Here is a 21,643-nt window from a genome sequence, read left to right as displayed (position 1 = left end):
TCACTGACCGATTGCGTTCGCGGGCAAGCGCGCTCCTAAGCCTGTCGGCAGAAGCGGTGCCAGGAAACGCCGGGCTTATTTAAGCGCCAGCTCAATTAACTCACCGCGCACTTGATCACCCTCGATGTGCAGCATGCCCACCGTGATCGGCAATTTGAACCGTCGCGGTCCGGCGCTGCCCGGGTTAATGAACAGCACGCCATCGCGCGTCTGCTGCACAGGCCGATGGGAGTGCCCGGTGACCACCACTCGCACCCCGTCCGGTAAAGAGGCCGGCACATCGGCCAGTATGTGCGTGGTGTAAATCGCGACATCACCGATACGCAAAACCGCTTGATGAGGCACGTCGCGAGCCCAGGCATCATCGGTATCGTTATTGCCTCGTACCACCGTCAGTGGCGCGATGGTTTTCAATGCGTCGAGGATTTCCGGCTTGCCGATGTCGCCGCCGTGGATCAGGTAATCGCAGCCCTGCAACGCCTCCAGTGCCTGAGGGCGCAGCAGACCGTGGGTATCCGAGATCAAGCCGACTTTTACGCTCATTCTTCAGCTCCCCGGCGCCGACAGGGCGGCCTGCTTCGATTGCACGCGTTTCATGCTGATCATCGCCAACAACGCGACGACGGCCACCAGCGAGGCGAAGAACTCGCCCACATGCTCCAGGCCAAACACCCGCACGCTGAAACCAACCGCCACCACCGGCACCGAGATCGACACGTAAAGCACCACGAAGAAGGCAGACGTGACCCCTGCCTTCTGATCAGTCGGGCTGCTGGCGGTGACCGCACCCATGCCGGCGCGCAGGATCATGCCCTGGCCAACGCCTGCCACCAGCCCCGCGGCGATCAATAGCCCCAACTGCGACGTGGCAATGCTCAGCCCCAGACAGATCATCCCGACAATCAGCCCGACGCAGCCGAGGGTCATGTGCCGGTCCTTCGGCAGCACCTGCAGCAACGCCTGGCCGATGATCGACGCAACGAAAAACAACCCGATCACGGCGCCGATCAACAACCCGCCTTGCTCGTGCATGATGTGGATCATCACCGACGGGACCATGCTGGTGAACAGTCCCGCCACGCTGAAACCCGCCAGCCCGGCGATGGAAGCGGAGATAAACACGCTGCGCACGGACGCCGGAACGGAAGGCTTCTGAATACCCAGTTTCAGCGTGTGCGGGCGCTGCACGGTCTCCCGAATCAGGGCGATACCGACAGTCGCCAGCACCAGCATTACCAGGTGCACGTAGAACACCAGATGCAGCGCATCCGGCAGAAACTGCGAGGTAAAGCCGGCCAGCAAAGGCCCGATGCCGAGGCCGAACATATTGGCGGCCGTGGCCACCAGCGTGGCATTTTTCCAGGTCTTGGGAGCCAGTTCGATGACAGCAACCGTTGCCGTGCCGGTCATGATGCCCGCGCTGAAACCGGAGAAAAGCCGTCCGATCAGCAGGCCGCCAATCGAATCGCTGAACAGAAAGATAACCGCGCTAATCGCCCCCATTGCCAGCCCTGCCAGCAACAGCGGCTTGCGCCCCAGTTGATCGGACCAACTCCCGACCGCCAGCAACGCTGCGATCACGCCCGCTGCGTAGATTGAGAAAATGATGGTCAGCCAGCTTGCGTCGAAGCCGAGGCGTTGTTGATAGAGGGCATACAGCGGCGTGGGCAGCGTGGTGCCGACCATGGCGATGAGCAAAGCGCAGGCGGCGAAGATGAAGTCGCGCGATGAAGTTGAAGCAGGCAGGGACATGAGCGCTCCGGGCACTGTATGAACAAGACACGCAGTGTCGCTGATACCGATCAGGCAAGGTAGACCTGCGAGCGCCGTCGGAGGCTTGTGCTCAGGCAGTTTTGACGAATACGTGAACATATTCATCATCATGTTAAACACTTTGACTTTGCGCGCCTCTCGCCTCTTCTACCTGATAAGCCCCCCGACAAGGCCATACTGTGGCGGTAATCAAGGCCAATACGACAGATTTAAAAAACTGCAATACCGGAGACAACAAAAGACTTTTACTGAATGGAAGAATAATTAAAAGCGTGCACTAAGCCGCTGTTTGGCTAACCCGGGAAAGTTCTTTAGAGTCGCGCCCTTAATACCGGCTCAACAGTGAAAAACGTGTGAATAACGATCTACAACTTGTGAAATCAGCACTGGCGCGATTTGGCGTCATGCTGGCGCTTACGCTCTTTAGTATCGGCATGGTGTTCATCGACATCTTCGTCGCCAAGACCGACATCCTCGAAACCTCGTTCACCGAGGTCAGCCAGGAAGTCATGCTGGCAATCATCGCCGGTCTGTTCTGGCTTTCGGCGCGTCAGCCGGGGCAACGTGGCGTCGGCATCCTGATTGGCGGCTTTTTCGCCTGCATGCTGATCCGTGAGCTGGACGGGCTGTTCGACCCGATCAGTCACAGTTTCTGGCTGTGGCCTGCGCTGCTCACCGCTGGCACATGCGTCTATAAGGCCTTGGGTTACAAGAACGCGTGGCGCGACGTGGTCTCCGGGCTCGCCCGTTTTTCCCTGCGTCCGGCGTTCGGTTTCATCATGGCCGGTTTGTTGGTGCTGATCTTCTCGCGACTCTTCGGCATGGGCTCGCTGTGGCACGGCATCCTTCAGGGCGGCTACGCGCGGCTGGCGAAAACCACCGTTGAAGAAGGCGTCGAACTGCTGGCCTACAGCATCTGTATGGGCGGCGCGCTTGACTACTTTCTGGAGCTGCGCCGGGATCTCTCGCGCTTTGACGAACTCACCGAATTGCAGATTTCCATGCCTGTCAAAGCCCGACGTCGCGCTGTCGCCGAGGCAATGGAAACAAGCGTCTGACTCTGGCGGCCGGGTATCGACCGAGCGTCATCAGACACTCACCCAGCCCCCGAAAATAAAGGCGTCGGTTTGCATGCCCGCGCCGACACTGGCATCCCTTTCGCGCCCTCCATCGTGCTAGCCTTGGCACTCTTTGGAGGGATGCGACTGCCCCGCAGGTTGTCCCGGATTTCAGGCAGCCAATCGCCCATGAGCAAGAAAACCCCCGTCACCATTTCTGACATCGCCCGTCGTGTGAACATGACCCCTGTCACTGTTTCCCGGGCGCTGAACAAACCCGATCTGGTCAAGCCCGCCACGCTGGCGCGCATCCTGGAAGTGGCGCACGAACTCGATTACGTTCCCAATGCGTTTGCCCGCAGCCTCAAGCGCAGCGAGAGCATGATCATCGGCGTTATTACCGCGTCTGTGGACAACCCCTTCTACAGCGAGATGATCAAGGCGATCTCCCGCGAGGCGAAAACCCGCGGTTACACCATCATGCTGGTGGACACCGACGGCTCCGAAGAACTCGAAGCCAAGGCGGTGGATACGCTGCTCAGTTACCGCGTGGCTGGCATCGTGCTGTCGCCGGTGTCGGACGAGCCGGCGTACCAGCCGGTCTATCTCAGCCGCCTCAGTAACGGCGACATTCCCGTGGTGCAACTGGACCGCGCATTGCCTGCCAGCCCGTTCAGTCATGTGGTGCTCGACAACTATCACAGCGGCCTAAAGGGCGCGCGTTACCTGCTGGCGCAGAGCCCGGCCATGGGACGCATGCTGGTGCTGACCGGACCCGCCCATTCGCGGATTTCCGAGGAACGTCTGAAGGGCGTGAAGGCCGCGATTGCCGGGAGCGGCAAGCCGGTACAGCTGGATGTGTTTGCCGGGGACTACACCCTGGAACCGTCGCACCAGAGCACGCTGGATTACTTGCGCGACCACCCGCTGCCGGACGCGATTTTCGGCTTCAACCAGCTCATCACGCTGGGCGCCATGAAAGCCCTGCGCGACCGAGATATTGCCCATCACAGCGTGGCCATCTGCGGCATCGACCGGTTGCCGTTCGCCGACATCTTCGGCATCCCCATCGCCTGCATCGCCCACGACGCCTCGCTGGCCGGAAGCAGCGCGGTAAAACTGCTGCTGGAGCGGATCGAGGATCGGCATCTGCCGAAGGCGCAGGTGGTGATTGTCGGAGAGCTGGAGAATGGCGTCGGCGGGTGATGTTTCATCCGCAACCCTCGCTGTGAAACCTACCAGCTCTCAGGGCAGATGCAGATCTTGTGGGAGTGAGCTTGCTCACGAAGGCGGCAGTCCAGCCATTGCATTTCTAGCGGCTGGAAGTCAGCCTTCGCGAGCAAGCTCGCTCCCACAGGAAGTGTGGCTGATCCGCAATACTGTCGGCGCCTCGACTAACCTCTTCCCGGCTAAAGCCGGTCCCACTAAAAGCAGCGCGTGCATTCTGTGGGACCGGCTTCAGCCGGGAAGCTTTTGATCTTGATCGTTCCCCCGCTCTGCGTGGGAATGCATCCCGTGACGCTCCGCGTCACCTCCCCCGGCCTGAATGCGCGTCGTCTGCCGGACGCGGAGCGTCCGAGGCGGCGTTACCACGCGGAGCGTGGGAACGATCAAAAGGGGGATTTTGGCTTGATGGCAACCATAGAATCTTCCACTAGAGGCTCGTATCAAGCCTCAACACTTGCGTCAAAACCGAGCGTCCTAGCGGCTCGTGTACCCCCCATCAATCGGCAGCGACACGCCACTGATCATCGACGCCGCGCTGCTCAGCAGGAACAGGATCGGCGCTGCGACTTCTGCGGTTTCGGCGAAGCGGCCGAGGGGGATCGCCGCCAGCGCGGGGTCGCGTTTGCTCGGCTCGCTCCAGGCCATCTGCGCCATGGGCGTCAGCGTCACGGTGGGGTTGACGCTGTTGACGCGAATCCTGTGCCGACCCCATTCGCCACACTGCACACGAGTCATGGCATCCATCGCGCCCTTTGACGCGCAATAGCTCAAGTGATCGTCCAACGCCACCAATGAGGCCTGGCTCGACACGTTGACGATGCTCCCCACCACGCCTTCGCCGATCATCTTCTTCGCCACCGCCCCCGCGATCATCGCCGCCGCCCGCACGTTGACCGCCATGACCTGATCGAATGCCAAAGCGCTTACCTCGGTCGCGGATTCCAGTATGGAAATCCCCGCGCAGTTGACCAGGCCGTGCATCACTGGCAAGTCCGCCAACAGTGCGGCCAATGACGGCTGATCGGCCACGTCCACACGCAAGACCTGACAGCCCTGCCCCGCCAGTTTCTCCAGAGCCGATGCGTCGCGACCCAGGGCATAGACCTCGGCGCCACTGTTCAGCAGTTGCTGCGCGACCTCCCAGCCGATGCCGCTGCTGGCGCCGGTGACCAGAATGCGCTGGCCGCTGAAATCAAATTGAGCCGTGTTCACAGTCACGCTCCCTGCAAACGATGCATGATCGGTTTCAGCGCCGGGTACAGCGCCACGTAATCGGCGAACAGTCGCGAATACAACTCGACGTTCTCCGCTTGAGGCTCGGCCCGGCGCTCCAGTTGGACCCAGCCTTTGTGAACCTGCGCTTCATCCACCAGCCCGACCGCGTGGGCCGCCAGCAAGGCTGCACCGAGCGCCGCCTCGACCTCCTGAACGATGGTGTAGACCGGGAAGTGGGTGACGTCAGCGATGATCTGCATCCACAGGTCCGAGTGGCTGGCGCCGCCGACCACAATCAGCCGAGGGTCCAGGGATTGCGCGCCTTTGGTGCCCGCTTCGATGTTGTGGCGAAGCGCAAAAGAGACGCCTTCGAGCACCGCGCGGTAAAGGTGAATCCGGCTATGATAGAGGCTCAGGCCGACAAAACTGCCGCTGGCTTTAGCGTCCCACACCGGGCTGCGCTCGCCCATCAGGTACGGCTGGAACAGCACGCCGTCGCTGCCTGCCGGGATCTTCATCGCCGCGCGTTCGAGAATGACATGACTGTCTTCGCCGGTCTCGCGCCCCTGCTGCTCTTCGGCCTGACAGAACTGCTCGCGAAACCAACTGACCGAGGCGCCGGCGGTGATCGCGCCGCCGAAGATGTAGAGGTCTTTGGCGCCGTTGAAGACGTGGGGGAAACTGACCAGACCGTGCCGGGCCTCGACCTGCTGATTGAGGTAGCCCCAGCACATGCTGGTGCCGATCATCGCCACATGGTTGCCGGCCTGAGTAACGCCCGCGGCGAAGGTCGCCATGGCGGCATCGACACCGCCACCAAGCAGCGGAATGTCAGGGCTAAGCCCAAGGCGGTCGGCCCATTCGGGCAACAGGCCGCCGACCACATCACCGGAGTGAACCAGGCGCTCGGGCATCATCGACGCCGGGATGCCCAGCGCATCGAGCATTTCTGCCGACCAGCCCCGCGCCTGGACGTCATAGACCCCGCCGATGTTGCCGGCAGAGCTGTGATCCACCGCGACCTCGCCGGTCAGGCAGTAATTGATGTAGCTGTTAGGCGGCAGCAGATAGCGCGTGTCAGCCCAGACCTGCGGCTGTTTGTCCTTGAGCCAGAGCATTTTGGTAAAGCCGTAATAACTGTCCACCGAGTTGCCGGTGATCGTGTAAAGCCGCTCGAGATCCACGTGCCGATTGACCCACTCCACCTGTGCTTCGGCGCGGCGGTCCATCCAGATCAGACACGGATACAAGGGTTTGATTTGCGCATCGACCGCAATGCCGGAGCCGCCATACAGGCTGCTGACACACAGGGCTTTGACGCTGTCCCTGGGCAACGCGCTCTTGCGCATGCACGCCGCAACGCAGATTTCCACGGCGTCGAGCCAGATCTGCGGCCATTGCTCGGCCCAGCGCGGTTTGGGGGTGTCGACCTTATAACTGTGGCTGTGCTGCGCGATGATCCGGCCTTGGCCATCGACCAGCAATGCCTTGGTGCTTTGGGTGCCAATGTCGACACCGATGACGTAATCCATCCGGGTGCGCTCTTGTTGTTATGGGGTTGCTTGAGGTGTGCCACCGTCCCTTGCAGGAGCCATCGGAGGTCACGACGGACGCGAAAGCGTTGTGTCAGGTAAACCGCATCGCGACTGTCGTAAACGCCGATGGCTCCTACAGAGACAGCGTTATCCGTTAACCGGTTTGAGCAGCACCTTGATCGACTTGGTCGAGTCCGCCAGGGCGAACGCTTCGGCGTAGTCGTCCAGACCAAAGTCGTGGGTGACGATGCCTTCGGACGTCACCAGCCCGCGCTCGAACAGGTCGATGGCGATCGGGTAGCAATACGGGCCCAAGTGAGCGCCGCGTACGTCGAGTTCTTTGCGATCGCCGATGATCGACCAGTCAGCGCTGGTCTCGGCGCCGAACACACTGAACTCAACAAACCGGCCCAGCTTGCGGATCAGATCAAGACCTTGGGTAACGCCGATCGGCACGCCCGTGGTCTCGATGTAAACGTCGCAGCCGTAGCCGTCGGTGAGGCCATTGATGATCTCTTTGGCGTTGTCGCGACTCGGGTTGATTACCACGTCGGCGCCAAATTTTTTCGCCAGCTCCAGACGCTCGTCGACCATGTCGATAACCACCAGCTTCTTCGGCGTTTTCAACGCAGCGACTTGCACCATGCATAGGCCCAGGGTACCGGCGCCGGCGATCACCAGCACGTCATCGAGCTGAACATCACCGCGGTTGACGGTGTGAATCGAACAGGCCATTGGCTCGATCAACGCCGAATCTTCCAGCGACACCGACTCGGGGATGTGATGCACGATGGCGGTTTTCGGGATGCGCATGTACTGCGCCATGCCGCCCTCGGCGACGTCCTTCTGGAAGCCGAAAATGTTGTGCACTTCGCACATCCAGTACTTGCCGGATTTGCAGAACTTGCACTTCTCGCACGGGACGATTTGCTCGGCGATAACCTTGTCACCCACCTTCACGCCGAAGTGCTCTTCAGCGCCCTCGCCCACCGAATCGACGTAGCCAAAGAACTCGTGCCCCGGCACCACAGGCGCCTTGACCCACGGGCTCTCGCCGCCCCAGAACATCGCTGCGCCCGAGTGGCATTTGCAGTCACTGGCGCAGATCCCGCAGGCACCGATGCGGATCACCAGTTCATTGGCACGGGCGACGGGCTTGCTGATCTGCTCCAGACGGTAGTCTTTCGGCGCATGGCAGACGACGGCTTGCATGGTGTTTGTTGTGTTTTGTTCCATGTCGGTTCACCTGTTTGTGTAGTTAGGTGGCGAATATCGCGCCACCGTTTTTCATCTCGGATTCGTGAATGCCAGGGCCGGCCCCTTCGTGAGCAAGGTGGAGCGCCACCCCGGTCACTCCCACAATGGGCAAGTGCTGCCGCGTCACATATCTCCCTGACCTCGAACCTGTAGGAGGTGTCAGGTGGCGCAGCGGATTTGTCCACACCACCGATCCTGTGGGAGCGAGCTTGCTCGCGAAGAGGCCAGCGCAGTCACCCCACACCTTATTTGTGCCGCTGCCGACTGATGAAAATCGCCAGCAAAATGATTCCGCCCTTGATCACGCTTTGCACATAGGGCGAGACGCCCAGCATGTTCAAGCCGTTGTTCAGCACGCCCAGGAGCATCGCGCCCACCAGCGTGCCGATGATTACGCCGCGACCGCCGGCAATCGACGCGCCGCCCAGTACCACGGCTGCGATGGCATCCAGCTCGAAACCGACGCCGGCATTCGGTTGCCCGCTCATCAGCCGCGACGACAACACCAGCCCCGCAATCGCCGCCGTCAGCCCGCTGATCGAGTACACCAGCAGCTTGAACCGCGAGGCGCGCACGCCGGACAGACGCACGGCTTCTTCGTTGCCGCCGATGGCGTAAACGTAGCGGCCCACCCGCGTGTGCTGCAGCAGCACCCAGGCGAAGAAGTAGGTCGCCAGCATGATCAGGATCGGCACCTGAATGCCGAACAGCGTGCCGCGCCCGAACCAGGCGAACCAGTCCGGCATGCCTGCAATCGGGTAGCCGTCGGTGTACATCAGGCCCAGCCCGCGGGCGATGCCCATGGTCGCCAGCGTGACGATGATCGGCGGCATTTTCAGGTACGCGACGAAGATGCCGTTGCCCACTCCGAAGCCCACGCCAATCAGCAAACCGATGAGGATCGCGATCGGCGCCGGGACGCCTGCGACCATCAGCCCGGTGGTCAGCGTGCCGGACAAGGCCATCACCGGACCCACCGACAAATCGATTCCGCCGGTGAGGATCACGCAAGTCATGCCGACCGCGATGATGGCGTTGATCGACACTTGGCGGGCGATGTTTTCCAGATTCGCGCCGGTGAGAAACTTGTCGCTGGCGAAGATCATGAAGACCGTCACCACCACCAGGCCAACGAACGGGTAGAAGGCTGGCGAGCGAATCAATCGAGCGAAGTTGAGCTTCATCCGGTTGGGCTGCACGGTCATCGTTTTAATGGAGGTGTTCACTGTTCAGGCTCCCGGTGGCGTGGCGCATCACTTCCTGCGGATTGATGGCCGAAGCCTCCAGCACGTTGACGATAGCGCCCTTGTTGAAAACGGCCACGCGGTCGCACATGCCGATGATTTCCGGCAGTTCCGAAGAGATCATGATGATCGCGAAGCCTTGTTCGGTGAGTGTGCGCATCAGGGTGTAGATCTCCGCTTTCGCGCCGACGTCGATGCCTCGGGTCGGCTCGTCGAAGATCAGGATGTCGCAGTGGTGATTGATCCAGCGCGCGATCACCACCTTCTGTTGATTGCCGCCACTGAGATTGATGACCCGGCTTTCACAGCTCGGCGCCTTGATCGACAGCTGCTTCATCAGCTCGGCGGTGGTGGTGTCTTCCTTGTACCGGTCGAGCAGGTGCGCCGCGCCTTCATACTTGCCCAGATTGTTCAGGGAGATGTTCTCGCGAATGGTGAAATCCACGATCAGCCCTTCGCTCTTGCGGCTTTCCGGCAACAGGCCGATGCCACTGGCCAGCGCTTGCGCCGGGTCATTGAGGTGCGCCGGCTGACCGCGCAACAGCACGTCCTTGCTGACCACCGGCAACGCGCCGATCACGCCCAGCGCCAGTTCCGTACGCCCGGACCCTACCAGCCCGGCGAAGCCGAGAATCTCGCCCTTGTGCAGATTGAAGCTGTTGTGCGGGCCATTACGGGTCAGCTGAATGTCACGCACTTGCAGCACCACTTCGCCTTGGGCGCGGGACTGCTTGGGCGGAAAGTTCGCTTCCAGACGCCGCCCCACCATCATCTCCACCAGCGTGTCGATGTCACTGTTGGCGACGGTCAAGGCGCCGACGTTGGCGCCATCACGCAGCACGCTGATGCGGTCGCAGACCTGAAAGATTTCCTCCAGGTGGTGGGAGATGAAGATCACCGCCACGCCCTGGCTTTTCAGCTCGCGCATGATGTCGAACAACAGCTCGGCCTCGGACGGGGTCAGGGTGGCGGTGGGTTCGTCGAGAATCAGCAAACGCGCTTCAAGGGCCAACGCCTTGGCGATCTCGACAAACTGCTGCTCGGCCACGCTCAAGTGCTGCACCGAACAATCCAGATTAATCTTCACGCCGAGGCGGTCGAACAGCCCGCTGGCTTTCTCGCGCATCTCGCCTTTGCGCAGCAAGCCGAAGCCGTTGACGATCTCGTGACCGAGGAAAATATTCTCCACGGCATTGAGATAGGGGATCAGGCTGAATTCCTGAAAGACGATACCGATGCCGGCGGCAATGGCTTCGTTGTAGGTCGCGAAATACTGTTCCGCGCCATCAATGAGAATGCTGCCTTTGTCCTGATGCTCGACGCCCGCGAGGATCTTCATCAGGGTCGATTTACCCGCACCATTTTCGCCGAGCAGCGCGTGAATTTCGCCGCGTTCGACCTGCAGGTTGATCGACTTGAGCGCCTGCACGCCGGGGTAGCTTTTACAGATGTTTTCCAATTGCAGAAGGCAGCTCATGGGCACCTCGTCGCAGCAGAACATCGCTGCGCAACTCACATCAATCCGTGGCGCCCGCCTGGGCCAAAAAAAGTCTCAGGCGAGCAGCGCCACGCCCGTTACCAGGTGAAGGTTTTCGCCTTCGCCTGATCCACCAGCAGGATGTCGACCGGAATGGTCGCCGGGACTTGTGAGCCCCACTTCTTGGCGAGCGCCAGCCCCAGCGCCAGCCGTACCTGGTCGCGAGGGTACTGAGCGGAAGTGGCGATGAACTTGCTGTTGGGCTTCTGGATTTCCTTGATGGCTTCGGGCGCGCCGTCGACGCTGGTCAGCTTGACGTCCATGCCGCTGGACTCGATGGCCGCCAGGGCGCCGAGGGACCCGTTGTCGTTGACGCTGAACAGGCCTTTGAGATTGGGCTGCGCCTGCAGCATGTTTTCAGTCACAGTCAGCGCTTGATCACGCTCCTGCTTGCCGTTCTGAATGCTGACAATCTTGATGTCCTTGTACTTGCCCAAGGCTTCCTTGCAGCCGCGTACGCGCTCAAGAATCGGCACCACCGCGATGCCGTCGAGAATCCCGACGTCACCCTTCTCGCCAATGTGCTTGGCCAGGTAATCGCAGGCCTGCACGCCGGCGTCGAAGTTCTTCGAGCCGACGAAAGAGTCCAGCGGGCCATTGGCCTGAGCGTCCACCGCGACGACCACCACGCCTTTGTCATGGGCCTGCTTGACGGCGGACTGAACGCCGACCGAATCGGTCGGGTTGATGATCAGGATATCGATGCCTTTCTGCAGCATGTCTTCGATGTCGCTGATCTGCTTGGACACATCATGACGCGCATCAGTGACCAGCAGCGTGGCACCGATGCTGGTAGTGGCGTCCTGAAGGGCGTCTTTCATGGTCACGAAATAGGGGTTGTTGATCTCTTGAAACGAGGCGCCGATTTTCAATGGGCCGGTCTTGGCGGCGTCTGCGGCCTGGACATTGATGGCGCTGCCGCAGGCGACGGCCACGGCGAGTGAACAGAGAGCGGCGGAAAAGCCCTTCTTGAGGCGAGTTGTCATAGCGAAAAATCCCGTTGTTTTTATTGTTAAAGCGGAAATGTCATCGTTAACATTTTTGAAATTAGCAGAGAAACAGGGGGTTCGCAATATCCGCCCGTGACCGTTGGTAAGCCTGGGAGGACGACCGCTGGCGAGTTTCCCGAGCTGGCGCGTTGACAGCGTACAGATCTCTGCCGATACTCCAAATCGCGTTGTACGACAACGCATAACCGATAACAAAAATAAAAAGGAATGCTTCCATGACGATGACAGTCAATCGGCGCCTGTCGCCCCGCGTTATCCGCCACACCTCCCCCTCTCTTTGTGTTCCACCTGCCTCTCTCGTGCCTGTGCGCGCGTGTGTTTTCGCCGACGCACCCGCGAGCGATTGATCAGCGACGGCCGTTTCGATCAGGCAGTGAGCCTCATTCAAAACCGGTGACGTGAGCACCCCCGTCCACACCTGCGGCGCCTCGGCGGCGACCTTCGGTGCGGGACCGTTTTGTCAGCAGAAAGGGAGAACAATAAGAAATGAAGATCCAGACCAACCGTTCGTGGCTGTTGCTTGGCGCTGGCAGCGTCGCCTTCAGCCTGCCATTGATGAGCCTCGCTGAAGGTTTTATCGATGACACCAAGGCCACGCTCAACCTGCGCAATGCCTACTTCAACCGCAACTTCACCAACGCGGCGAACCCGCAGAACTACGCCGAAGAATGGACGCAAAACTTCATTCTCGATGTGAAATCGGGCTTTACCCCGGGCACGGTTGGCTTCGGCCTCGATGTGCTGGGCCTGTACTCGCAAAAACTCGACGGCGGCAAAGGCACCGGCGGTACTCAACTGTTGCCTATCCATGATGACGGACGCCCCGCCGACAACTTCGGCCGCCTCGGTGTGGCAGCAAAGGCGCGGCTTTCCAATACGGAATTGAAGATTGGCGAATGGATGCCAGTGTTGCCGATACTGCGTTCCGATGACGGCCGGTCGCTGCCGCAAACCTTTCGCGGCGGGCAGATCACCTCCAAGGAAATCGCCGGCCTCACGCTGTACGGCGGCCAGTTCCGCGGCAACAGCCCACGCAACGACGCGAGCATGGAAGACATGTTCATGAACGGTAAATCCGCCGCGTTCAAGTCGGACCGCTTTAACTTCGGCGGCGGCGAATACACCTTCAACGAGAAGCGCACCCAGGTCGGGCTCTGGTACGCGCAGCTGGAAGACGTCTATCAGCAGGAGTTTCTGAACCTCATCCACAAGCAGCCAATCGGTGACTGGACCCTGGGCGCCAACCTGGGCTACTTCCTCGGCAAAGAGGACGGCAACAAGCTGGCCGGCGAGCTGGATAACAAGACCGCCTACGCGATGCTGTCCGCCAACTACGAAGGCAACACCGTCTACCTCGGCCTGCAGAAGGTCTATGGCGATGACCAGTGGATGCGCGTCAATGGCACCAGCGGCGGCACCCTGGCCAACGACAGTTACAACTCCAGCTACGACAATGCCAAGGAGCGCTCCTGGCAACTGCGTCACGACCTGGACTTCGCGATATTCGGCATCCCCGGCCTGACGATGATGAACCGCTACATCAGCGGCGATAACGTGCACACCGGCACCGTGACTGACGGCAAGGAGTGGGGACGCGAGTCCGAGCTGGCCTATACGGTCCAGAGCGGCACGTTCAAGAGCCTCAACGTGCGGTGGCGAAACTCGTCGATGCGGCGTGACTACAGCACCAACGAGTTCGACGAAAACCGGGTCTTTGTGAGCTATCCAATCTCGCTGATGTAAGAGGCTCAAACGTCGTTGCGCGCAGCCAGTGGAACCGGCTTTAGCCGAGAAGACCTTGGGCGTCACTCCGCAAAGGTGATGCTGCTCGAACTGGCCTCTTCCCGGCCGAAGCCGGTTCCACCATCGGCATGCATACCCCTGGTCCCTGGTGGGACCGGGTTTAGCCGGGAAAGCGTCGGGCGTCGCAGTGCAACGTGACGGCGCGGCATTCTCTGGGCATCTGCGCAGTTCGGACGGACATTTCAGACAGGCGTCAGAAGGCTTACACCTTCGTCGCGTTGACAAAATTTGCGGGCCCTGTTGATAATCCCGCAAGCGTCATACGACAACCGATGACACCATAAAAACAACATCAGAATCAGGGCTTCCCACGATGACTGAATTCAACGCCCAGGCCCCGCTCAACCGCATTTTGCTGACGGGCGCCGCTGGCGGCCTCGGTAAAGTCCTGCGCGAAAGCCTGCGTCCGTTTGCCAAGATCCTGCGTCTCTCCGATATCGCCGACATGGCACCGGCGGCCGGCCCCCGCGAAGAAATCCAGATCTGCGACCTGGCCGACAAAAACGCAGTCCACCAGTTGGTCGAAGGCGTGGACGCCATCGTCCACTTTGGCGGCGTCTCGGTAGAGCGCCCTTTCGAAGAGATCCTCGGCCCGAACATCTGCGGCATCTTCCACATCTACGAAGCGGCGCGCCGACATGGCGTGAAGCGGGTGATCTTCGCCAGCTCTAACCACGTCATCGGTTTCTACCGTCAGGATGAAGTCATCGACGCCAGCGCCATGCGTCGCCCGGACAGCTACTACGGTCTGTCGAAGTCCTACGGCGAAGACATGGCCAGCTTCTACTTTGATCGCTACGGCATCGAGACCGTCAGCATCCGCATCGGCTCCTCATTCCCTGAAGCACAGAACCGCCGCATGCTCGCCAGTTGGCTGAGCTACGGCGACCTGACCCAGCTGATCGAACGCGGACTGTTCACTCCGAACGTCGGCCACACCATCGTTTATGGCGCTTCGGACAACAGCACGGTCTGGTGGGACAACCGCCTGGCCAATCACTTGGGCTATCAGCCGAAAGACAGTTCCGAGCAGTTTCGCGCCAAGGTCGAAGCGCAGCCGATGCCGGCTTCCGACGACCCCGCCATGGTGTACCAGGGCGGTGCGTTCGTGGCGTCCGGGCCGTTTGGCGACGAGTAAGACTCAACGACGACCAGGCCAACTGTGAAGTCGGCCTCTTATAATAAAAATCACGGAATGATCGTCATGGACGCAGAGCTGATTCTCGATGCACGTAACGCGACCGGTGAATCGCCGGTCTGGAACGCCCAGGAACAGGCGCTCTACTGGGTCGACATTCCGGCCCGTCGCCTCCATCGCTGGAGCCCGCAAGACGGTCTCACCACGAGTTGGGAAACGCCGGAGATGCTCGCCTGCATCGCTCGCTACGGGGACGGCAGCTGGCTGGCCGGCATGGAGAGCGGCCTGTTCCGCCTTCATCTCCAGGACGATGGCACTGTCACCACGCAACTGCTCAGCAGCGTCGAGCACGCGAATGACAACATGCGCTTCAACGACGGTCGCTGCGATCGCCAGGGCCGCTTCTGGGCCGGCACCATGTTCATGGACATGACGAAGGCACTGGCCGTGGGTTCGCTGTATCGCTACAGCGCCGGCCAGACCGAGCCGCTGACTGCCCAGCTTGCCGACATGATTGTACCCAACGGCCTGGGCTTCAGCCCGGACGGCCGCGTCATGTACCTCTCCGATTCACACCCTTCCGTGCAGAAGATCTGGGCGTTTGATTACGACACCGACACCGGCACGCCGCACAACCGCCGCCTGTTCGTGGACATGAATCAACACGCCGGCCGCCCCGACGGCGCAGCGGTGGACGCCGAGGGCTGCTACTGGATCTGCGGCAACGATGAAGGCGTGATCCATCGTTTTACGCCTGCGGGCGAGCTGGATCGCTCGCTGAGTGTGCCGGTGAAAAAGCCCGCCATGTGCGCCTTCGGCGGCTCGAATCTGGACACCCTGTACGTCACGTCCATCCGCCCCGGCGGCGACCTCAGCGACCAGCCCCTGGCCGGTGGCGTGTTTGCGCTAAACCCTGGCGTCAAGGGACTCGAAGAACCCCTGTTCAAGGGCTGAGCCACACATTCGGCCACCGCTACGCCGCAGCACCGCTTCACCGTTCGATCTGAAAAAACAATAACAACACCGGAGAACATCCATGGACTTCAAACGCAAGTTGCTCCTCGCCGCACTCCCTTTCGCGCTGTGCCTCTCGAACACAGCGCTGGCGGACATCAAAATCAAATTCGCTGAAGTGCACCCCGCAGGTTATCCGCCCGTTGTCGCTGAACAGGACATGGGCAAAAAGCTGGTAGAGCAAAGCAAAGGCGAGATCAGCTTCAAGATGTTCGCTGGCGGCGTGCTTGGCTCCGAGAAGGAAGTCGTGGAACAGGTCCAGGCCAACGCCGTCCAGATGACCCGCATCAGCCTCGGCATCGTCGGGCCGGTGGTACCGGACGTGAACGTATTTAACCTACCTTTCGTGTTCCGCGATCACGCCCACATGCGCCACGTGATTGATGGCCCGATCGGCCAGGAGATGCTCGACAAGATCACTAACTCCGAAGCCAAACTGGTCGCACTGGCCTGGATGGACGGCGGCACACGCAACCTCTACACCAAGAAACCGGTACGCACCCTCGCCGACCTCAAGGGCATGAAGATCCGCGTGCAAGGCAACCCCGTGTTCATCGACACCATCAACGCAATGGGCGGCAACGGCATTGCCATGGCGACAGGCGAGATTTTCAGCGCGCTGCAGACTGGCGTGATCGACGGCGCTGAAAACAACATGCCAACCCTGCTCGAACACAACCACTATCAGAACGCCAAGTTCTACACCCTCACCGAGCATCTGATCCTGCCGGAGCCGGTGGTGATGTCCAAAGCCGCCTGGGAAAAGCTGAACCCGGAGCAACAGACGCTGGTGAAGAAGCTGGCGGTCGAAGCCCAGGCTGAAGAACGCGTGCTGTGGGACAAGAAGTCAGCCGAGAGCGAGGCCAAGCTGAAGGCGGCGGGCGTCGAGTTCATCACGCTGACGCCTGACCAGAAGAAAGCCTTCTATGACGCGACAGCCGAGGTGCGGGCCAAACATGGCGCGCCTTACGCTGACCTGATGAAGCGCATCGAAGCCGTTCAATAAGTCCTTCAGCCCGATAGCACTGCGGTGGCGGCCCCGGCCGTTCACCGTCGTTGTGGTGAGCCTATGAAAAACACGATTCTGCGCTTCAATGACGCACTGTATCGCCTCTGCATCGGGATCGCGGGCCTGTCGATGCTGACCATGGCGCTGATCATTCCGTGGGGCATCTTCGCCCGCTACGTCCTGGGCACCGGCTCCAGCTGGCCGGAACCGACCGCCATTCTGCTGATGGTGGTGTTCACCTTTTTCGGCGCCGCCGCGAGTTATCGGGCCGGCGCGCACATGGCCGTGAATATGGCCACCGACCGCTTGCCGGAAGCCGCGCGTAACGCCGCCGCTGTGCTGGTGCAACTTCTCATGGCGGTGGTCTGCGTGTTCATGGCGGTCAAGGGCATGAAGCTGTGCCTGAACACCTGGAACCAGTTTCTGGGCGAGATGCCTGCGCTGCGGGTTGGCATCTCCTATCTGCCGATTCCCATCGGCGGCGTACTGACGCTGATTTTCGTTTTGGAGAAGCTGTTTCTGGGGGACCAGCGTCACCGTCGGGTGGTGAGTTACGACGTGGTCGAATCCAGCGAAGAGGCAGCATGATGGACGCATTTATTCTGTTGGGCAGCTTCATCGCACTGATCCTGATCGGCATGCCGGTGGCGTTCGCCCTCGGCCTGTCTGCACTGATCGGCGCGTGGTGGATCGAGATCCCGTTCGACGCGCTGATGATTCAAGTCGCGGGTGGCGTGAACAAGTTCTCGTTGCTGGCGATCCCGTTCTTCGTACTGGCCGGCGCGATCATGGCCGAGGGCGGGATGTCCCGTCGGCTCGTGGCGTTCGCCGGTGTTCTGGTGGGCTTCGTGCGCGGCGGCCTGTCGCTGGTGAACATCGTTGCCTCGACGTTCTTCGGCGCCATCTCCGGCTCGTCGGTTGCCGACACGGCGTCCGTGGGTTCGGTGCTGATTCCGGAGATGGAGCGCAACGGCTATCCGCGGGACTTCTCTACGGCGGTGACGGTGAGTGGTTCAGTGCAAGCATTGCTGACACCGCCCAGCCATAACTCGGTACTGTACTCGCTGGCCGCCGGTGGCACGGTGTCGATCGCGTCGCTGTTCATGGCCGGGATCATGCCAGGCCTGTTGCTCAGCGCCGTGATGATGGTGCTGTGCATGATCTTCGCCCGTAAGCGTAATTACCCGAAAGGCGAGGTGATACCGCTGCGCAAGGCGTTGAAAATCGCCGGTGAAGCCCTGTGGGGCATGATGGCGATGGTGATCATCCTGGGCGGCATTTTGTCGGGCGTGTTCACGGCCACGGAGTCCGCAGCGATCGCAGTGCTGTGGGCGTTCTTCGTCACCATGTTCATCTACCGCGATTACAAATGGCGCGACCTGCCAAAGCTGATGCATCGGGCCGTGCGCACGGTTTCCATCGTGATGATCCTGATCGGTTTCGCCGCCAGCTTCGGTTACATCCTGACGCTGATGGAAATCCCGATGAAGATCACCACGGCGTTTCTGACGCTGTCGGACAACCGCTACGTGATCCTGATGTGCATCAACGTCATGTTGTTGCTGCTGGGCACGGTAATGGACATGGCGCCGTTGATCCTCATCCTCACCCCGATTCTGCTGCCGGTGATCGTCGGCATCGGCGTCGATCCGGTGCACTTCGGGATGATCATGCTGGTCAACCTGGGCATCGGTTTGATCACGCCGCCTGTGGGGGCCGTGCTCTTCGTCGGCGCTGCGGTGGGCAAGGTCACAATTGAGGCCACAGTGAAAGCGCTGCTTCCCTTCTATGTCGCACTTTTCCTGGTACTGATGGCGGTGACGTACATTCCTGCAATCTCGCTGTGGCTGCCAAGCGTGGTGCTGTGATTACGGTGACAAAAAGAAAAGCTGTTGAACTGAAAACGCCCTCCTAGTGAGGGCGTTTTACTGTCGGTGCCTGCGTAGTCGCCTTCAATCCGAGGCATCCACTGACACGCGATTGCGCCCGTTTTTCTTGGATTCGTACAGCGCCTGATCCGCCCGTTCGATCAGCATCTTGTAGTCGTCCATCGGCGAGGTCATGTCAGCGACACCCAGGCTGATCGTGCAATGAATGGCTTCGCCTTCCTGCATGACGTCCAGCGCCTCGACGGCGGCGCGCAGACGCTCGGCAAACATGGCGCCCCCCTGCTTGTCGGTGTCCGGCAGCAGCACTGCGAACTCTTCGCCACCGTAACGGCCGGCGATGTCAGCGTCACGGATGTGCTCACGCACCACGTCCGCCACCCGCTGGATCACCCGATCACCGCATTGATGGCCAAAGGTGTCATTCACGCGCTTGAAGTGGTCGATGTCGAACATCACCAAAGCCGCCGACGAGCCGTACCGCACGTGCCGTGCATGCTCCAGACGCAATGCTTCTTCCCAGTGGCCGCGGTTGTACAGGCTGGTCAGGCGGTCGGTGCTCGACAGCTTCTGCAGCTCGCGGTTGGCCGCCTGCAATTGCAGACGGTTCGTCGCCACATCGGTGACGTCGTAGATCACCAGGCACACATGGGTCACCGCCCCGGTCGTCGACCGCAGGGGATACATCGTGGTGTTCTGGTACATGAAGTCTTCTTGCCCGGTGATGGGCTGGTAGCTCTTGAAATGAATCAGATAAGGGCGCTGCTCCCAGATCGTGAACGCTGGCGTGCCGAGGGTAATCACGCTGTCGATCTTGTTCTTCAGCCAGCGTTCGTTGATCTCCGGAAATAACGAAAAGAACGAACGGTTCGCCGCTTCATACGACAGTATCCCGGAACGGTTCTCCATGAAGGTGTTCCAGACCTGCACGCGGTATTCCTGATCCAGCACCACCACGCCGACGTCGATGTTCTGCGTCACGGTAAGCAGCCAGTGCAATTCCTTGAAATCGATACGATCGTTCATGAATCAGCTCATCAAATGGGCGAGTTTCCGCGACAGCAGCTCGACCGAGTCCTCGGTGAACAACATCAACAGATCGAAATGGATGTTATGGCCTTCCAGGCTGTAACTAATCTCCACAGCCAGCGTCTTCTTCCAGCGCCGCTCATTGAGACGGATCAGCTCTTCAATGCCGCTATGCAAGCCCAGAACCTGGGGGTGGCTTTGGGAAAATGCGACGTCGAGCTCCTCCGCAATGCCGCTCAGGCAGGCTCCGATCAGGATGGAAGACAGATCCAGCAACATCTCCATGTCAGAGTAGTCGGCATCGTCGATTTTCATCAACTGCGCCATGTCGGCGATTTCCGAGTCATGAAACAACAACAGCGCTTCGCCGGCGATGCCGCCACCGATATAGCCCTGACACACCGCCGTGAGCCGGTCGTTGGCCTGGGCATCGGACAACGCCATGTGCAACTCGCCTACTTCCAGCATATTGACGTTGGGCACCGGCAGTTGCACAAACACCCCTAACACCCTCGCCAGCAATGCGGCCGCGCGGCCCATCGCGACGTTCACGGTCTCGCGGAATGCATCATTGAAACTGATGGGGGTCTGGTCGACGCTCAATGCCGGGGCGCCCCACTGATTGGCGCTCTCCCCCAGCAAGCCCAGCCGCTGAAGGGTCTGCTGCAGCTGATCTGGATCGGCCGGTTTTTTCAGAAACGCGAGTGCGCCCAGTTCGAGGGTACGACGCACCGCCTCTTCCTGAACGTCGCCGGAGACAATAATGACGCTGGCTTGCAGGCTTTCCGCGCGAATGGCGGCCAACGTCTCGTAGCCGTCCATGTCCGGCATCGTCAAATCCAGCAACACCACGCTGCCCAAACCCTGACGAATCGCCTCGATCCCTTCACGGCCATTGGTTGCCGTGGTCACTGAAACGTCCCACTCAGGCGGCAAGGATCTCATCAGCTGCTTCCGCGCCATGTTGGAGTCGTCGCAAATCAATAAGGGAATCGTGGGCATTTACTTCTCACAGCAAAAGAGTTTCAGGCCTGGGCCGATGCAAGGCAGCGGGGTGAACAGTGCTTCGCACCAGACTGTAGTTGATGACGGCAGATCAAGGCATTGAGCCTGCGGGTAATTTCTACACCGAATCCACAAGGGGCTGCGTGATATGCAAGTAATGTGCTCATCAGAACTCGATCATTCCGAACAGGTGGATTTCATCCTCTCATTTGGATAGGAAGTCGCGCTGTAGCGTAACGCACCGCGAGTGCCGAGCCTACGTGAGATGCTCCCGAGCTAGCGGAGCAGGCTGGAAGACGCGCGGAAATATGCGCACAAAAAAGCCCCGACGCGAGCGCCGGGGCTTCTGATGACCACATCACTGTGGCCTTCGGATGAACCGCGAATCAGTCAGCTGACGACTTTCCCACTGTCAGCCGATGGTTCCGCATGTTCTACCGAGTGGAATTACTCAGCTTTCAGGCCATCAGCCGAAACAGCCTTGACGCCTTTGATTTTCTTGGTGATGGCTACAGCAGTTGTTTTCTGTGCTTCAGTCACAGCAACAGTCGACGACAGGGAAACCACGCCTTTGTTAGTCTCAACCTTGATGTCGGAGCCTGGAATGCCTTTTTCGGTTACCAGGTCAGCTTTGACCTTGGTGGTGATCCAGGTGTCAGAGGTAGCCTCTTTGGTTTTGGCAACTTCGTTTGCAGCTACAGTCATTGGCGCTTGAGCAGAGGTCTGAGCCATGGCTACGTTAGCCATAGTCAGAGTCAGAGCAGTGGCGGTAGCAGCAGCAATAGCGAACTTCTTCATACGGGTAACTCCTGTTTTTCTCAGAATCTGCGCCAATCTGGTTGGCTGCAGGGTTACTGGTATATCGCAAGCGCTGTGCCAACCCGCGCTCACAGAGATATTCGT

At 60.2% G+C, this 21,643-nt stretch carries 19 protein-coding genes; 8 read left to right on the top strand and 11 right to left on the bottom strand.

The window, feature by feature from the left end; all coding sequences use genetic code 11:
* Positions 1–75: 75 nt before the first annotated feature.
* Positions 76–543, bottom strand: a complete 468-nt coding sequence (locus tag FX982_RS11315) for a metallophosphoesterase family protein (RefSeq protein ID WP_172610692.1) — start codon at positions 541–543, stop codon at positions 76–78.
* Between the two features lie 3 nt (positions 544–546).
* On the bottom strand, positions 547–1,752 hold the full coding sequence (locus FX982_RS11310; RefSeq protein WP_172610691.1) for an MFS transporter: 1,206 nt from the start codon (positions 1,750–1,752) through the stop codon (positions 547–549).
* Positions 1,753–2,147: 395 nt separating this feature from the next.
* Between FX982_RS11310 and FX982_RS11305 the strand changes: the two genes are divergently transcribed.
* On the top strand, positions 2,148–2,831 hold the full coding sequence (locus FX982_RS11305; protein ID WP_172610690.1) for a hypothetical protein: 684 nt from the start codon (positions 2,148–2,150) through the stop codon (positions 2,829–2,831).
* Positions 2,832–3,020: 189 nt separating this feature from the next.
* The gene (locus FX982_RS11300) at positions 3,021–4,037 is read left to right on the top strand and encodes a LacI family DNA-binding transcriptional regulator (protein ID WP_172610689.1); all 1,017 of its coding nucleotides are present in this window, start codon (positions 3,021–3,023) and stop codon (positions 4,035–4,037) included.
* A 495-nt stretch (positions 4,038–4,532) separates the two neighbouring features.
* Here FX982_RS11300 and FX982_RS11290 read toward each other — a convergent pair whose 3' ends face one another.
* The 6 genes from FX982_RS11290 to FX982_RS11265 all read right to left on the bottom strand — a co-directional run bounded on the left by FX982_RS11290 (position 4,533) and on the right by FX982_RS11265 (position 11,832).
* Complete coding sequence (locus tag FX982_RS11290) at positions 4,533–5,270, bottom strand: SDR family oxidoreductase (RefSeq protein WP_172610688.1); 738 nt, start codon at positions 5,268–5,270, stop codon at positions 4,533–4,535.
* Between the two features lie 2 nt (positions 5,271–5,272).
* Entirely contained in the window at positions 5,273–6,805 is a 1,533-nt protein-coding gene (locus FX982_RS11285) for an FGGY-family carbohydrate kinase (protein ID WP_172610687.1), read from the bottom strand.
* Between the two features lie 150 nt (positions 6,806–6,955).
* A complete protein-coding gene (locus FX982_RS11280) occupies positions 6,956–8,044 on the bottom strand; it encodes an alcohol dehydrogenase catalytic domain-containing protein (protein ID WP_172610686.1) in 1,089 nt (362 codons plus the stop codon).
* A 266-nt stretch (positions 8,045–8,310) separates the two neighbouring features.
* Complete coding sequence (locus tag FX982_RS11275; RefSeq protein ID WP_172613032.1) at positions 8,311–9,270, bottom strand: ABC transporter permease; 960 nt, start codon at positions 9,268–9,270, stop codon at positions 8,311–8,313.
* A 4-nt stretch (positions 9,271–9,274) separates the two neighbouring features.
* The gene (locus tag FX982_RS11270; RefSeq protein WP_172610685.1) at positions 9,275–10,786 is read right to left on the bottom strand and encodes a sugar ABC transporter ATP-binding protein; all 1,512 of its coding nucleotides are present in this window, start codon (positions 10,784–10,786) and stop codon (positions 9,275–9,277) included.
* Positions 10,787–10,884: 98 nt separating this feature from the next.
* Positions 10,885–11,832, bottom strand: coding sequence for a substrate-binding domain-containing protein (locus tag FX982_RS11265; RefSeq protein WP_172610684.1), 948 nt, complete (start codon positions 11,830–11,832; stop codon positions 10,885–10,887).
* A gap of 510 nt (positions 11,833–12,342) precedes the next feature.
* Here FX982_RS11265 and FX982_RS11260 point away from each other — a divergent pair.
* The 6 genes from FX982_RS11260 (at position 12,343) to FX982_RS11235 (ending at position 18,688) form a co-directional block, all read left to right on the top strand.
* Positions 12,343–13,599 (top strand): OprD family porin, encoded by a 1,257-nt coding sequence (locus FX982_RS11260; RefSeq protein ID WP_172610683.1) that lies wholly within the window; start codon positions 12,343–12,345, stop codon positions 13,597–13,599.
* A gap of 373 nt (positions 13,600–13,972) precedes the next feature.
* A complete protein-coding gene (locus FX982_RS11255; RefSeq protein WP_172610682.1) occupies positions 13,973–14,797 on the top strand; it encodes an NAD-dependent epimerase/dehydratase family protein in 825 nt (274 codons plus the stop codon).
* A gap of 66 nt (positions 14,798–14,863) precedes the next feature.
* A complete protein-coding gene (locus FX982_RS11250) occupies positions 14,864–15,751 on the top strand; it encodes an SMP-30/gluconolactonase/LRE family protein (protein WP_172610681.1) in 888 nt (295 codons plus the stop codon).
* An 82-nt stretch (positions 15,752–15,833) separates the two neighbouring features.
* The gene (locus FX982_RS11245; RefSeq protein WP_172610680.1) at positions 15,834–16,817 is read left to right on the top strand and encodes a TRAP transporter substrate-binding protein; all 984 of its coding nucleotides are present in this window, start codon (positions 15,834–15,836) and stop codon (positions 16,815–16,817) included.
* A gap of 63 nt (positions 16,818–16,880) precedes the next feature.
* Entirely contained in the window at positions 16,881–17,408 is a 528-nt protein-coding gene (locus FX982_RS11240) for a TRAP transporter small permease (protein ID WP_172610679.1), read from the top strand.
* Positions 17,408–18,688: a TRAP transporter large permease gene (locus FX982_RS11235; protein ID WP_172613031.1), complete on the top strand. Its 1,281-nt coding sequence runs from the start codon at positions 17,408–17,410 to the stop codon at positions 18,686–18,688. The genes FX982_RS11240 and FX982_RS11235 overlap by 1 nt, the downstream gene beginning before the upstream one ends.
* A gap of 84 nt (positions 18,689–18,772) precedes the next feature.
* On the opposite strand, the gene FX982_RS11230 is transcribed toward FX982_RS11235, so the two are convergent.
* From FX982_RS11230 to FX982_RS11220, 3 genes are all read right to left on the bottom strand, one after another.
* Positions 18,773–19,732: a GGDEF domain-containing protein gene (locus FX982_RS11230; RefSeq protein WP_172610678.1), complete on the bottom strand. Its 960-nt coding sequence runs from the start codon at positions 19,730–19,732 to the stop codon at positions 18,773–18,775.
* Positions 19,733–19,735: 3 nt separating this feature from the next.
* Positions 19,736–20,737, bottom strand: coding sequence for a response regulator (locus tag FX982_RS11225; RefSeq protein ID WP_172610677.1), 1,002 nt, complete (start codon positions 20,735–20,737; stop codon positions 19,736–19,738).
* 450 nt (positions 20,738–21,187) lie between these two features.
* Positions 21,188–21,538, bottom strand: coding sequence for a BON domain-containing protein (locus FX982_RS11220; RefSeq protein WP_122535429.1), 351 nt, complete (start codon positions 21,536–21,538; stop codon positions 21,188–21,190).
* Positions 21,539–21,643: the final 105 nt, after the last annotated feature.

This window comes from Pseudomonas graminis, assembly GCF_013201545.1.
In the GTDB taxonomy this organism is placed as follows: domain Bacteria; phylum Pseudomonadota; class Gammaproteobacteria; order Pseudomonadales; family Pseudomonadaceae; genus Aquipseudomonas.
This window is presented reverse-complemented; position numbering and strand designations above follow the sequence as displayed.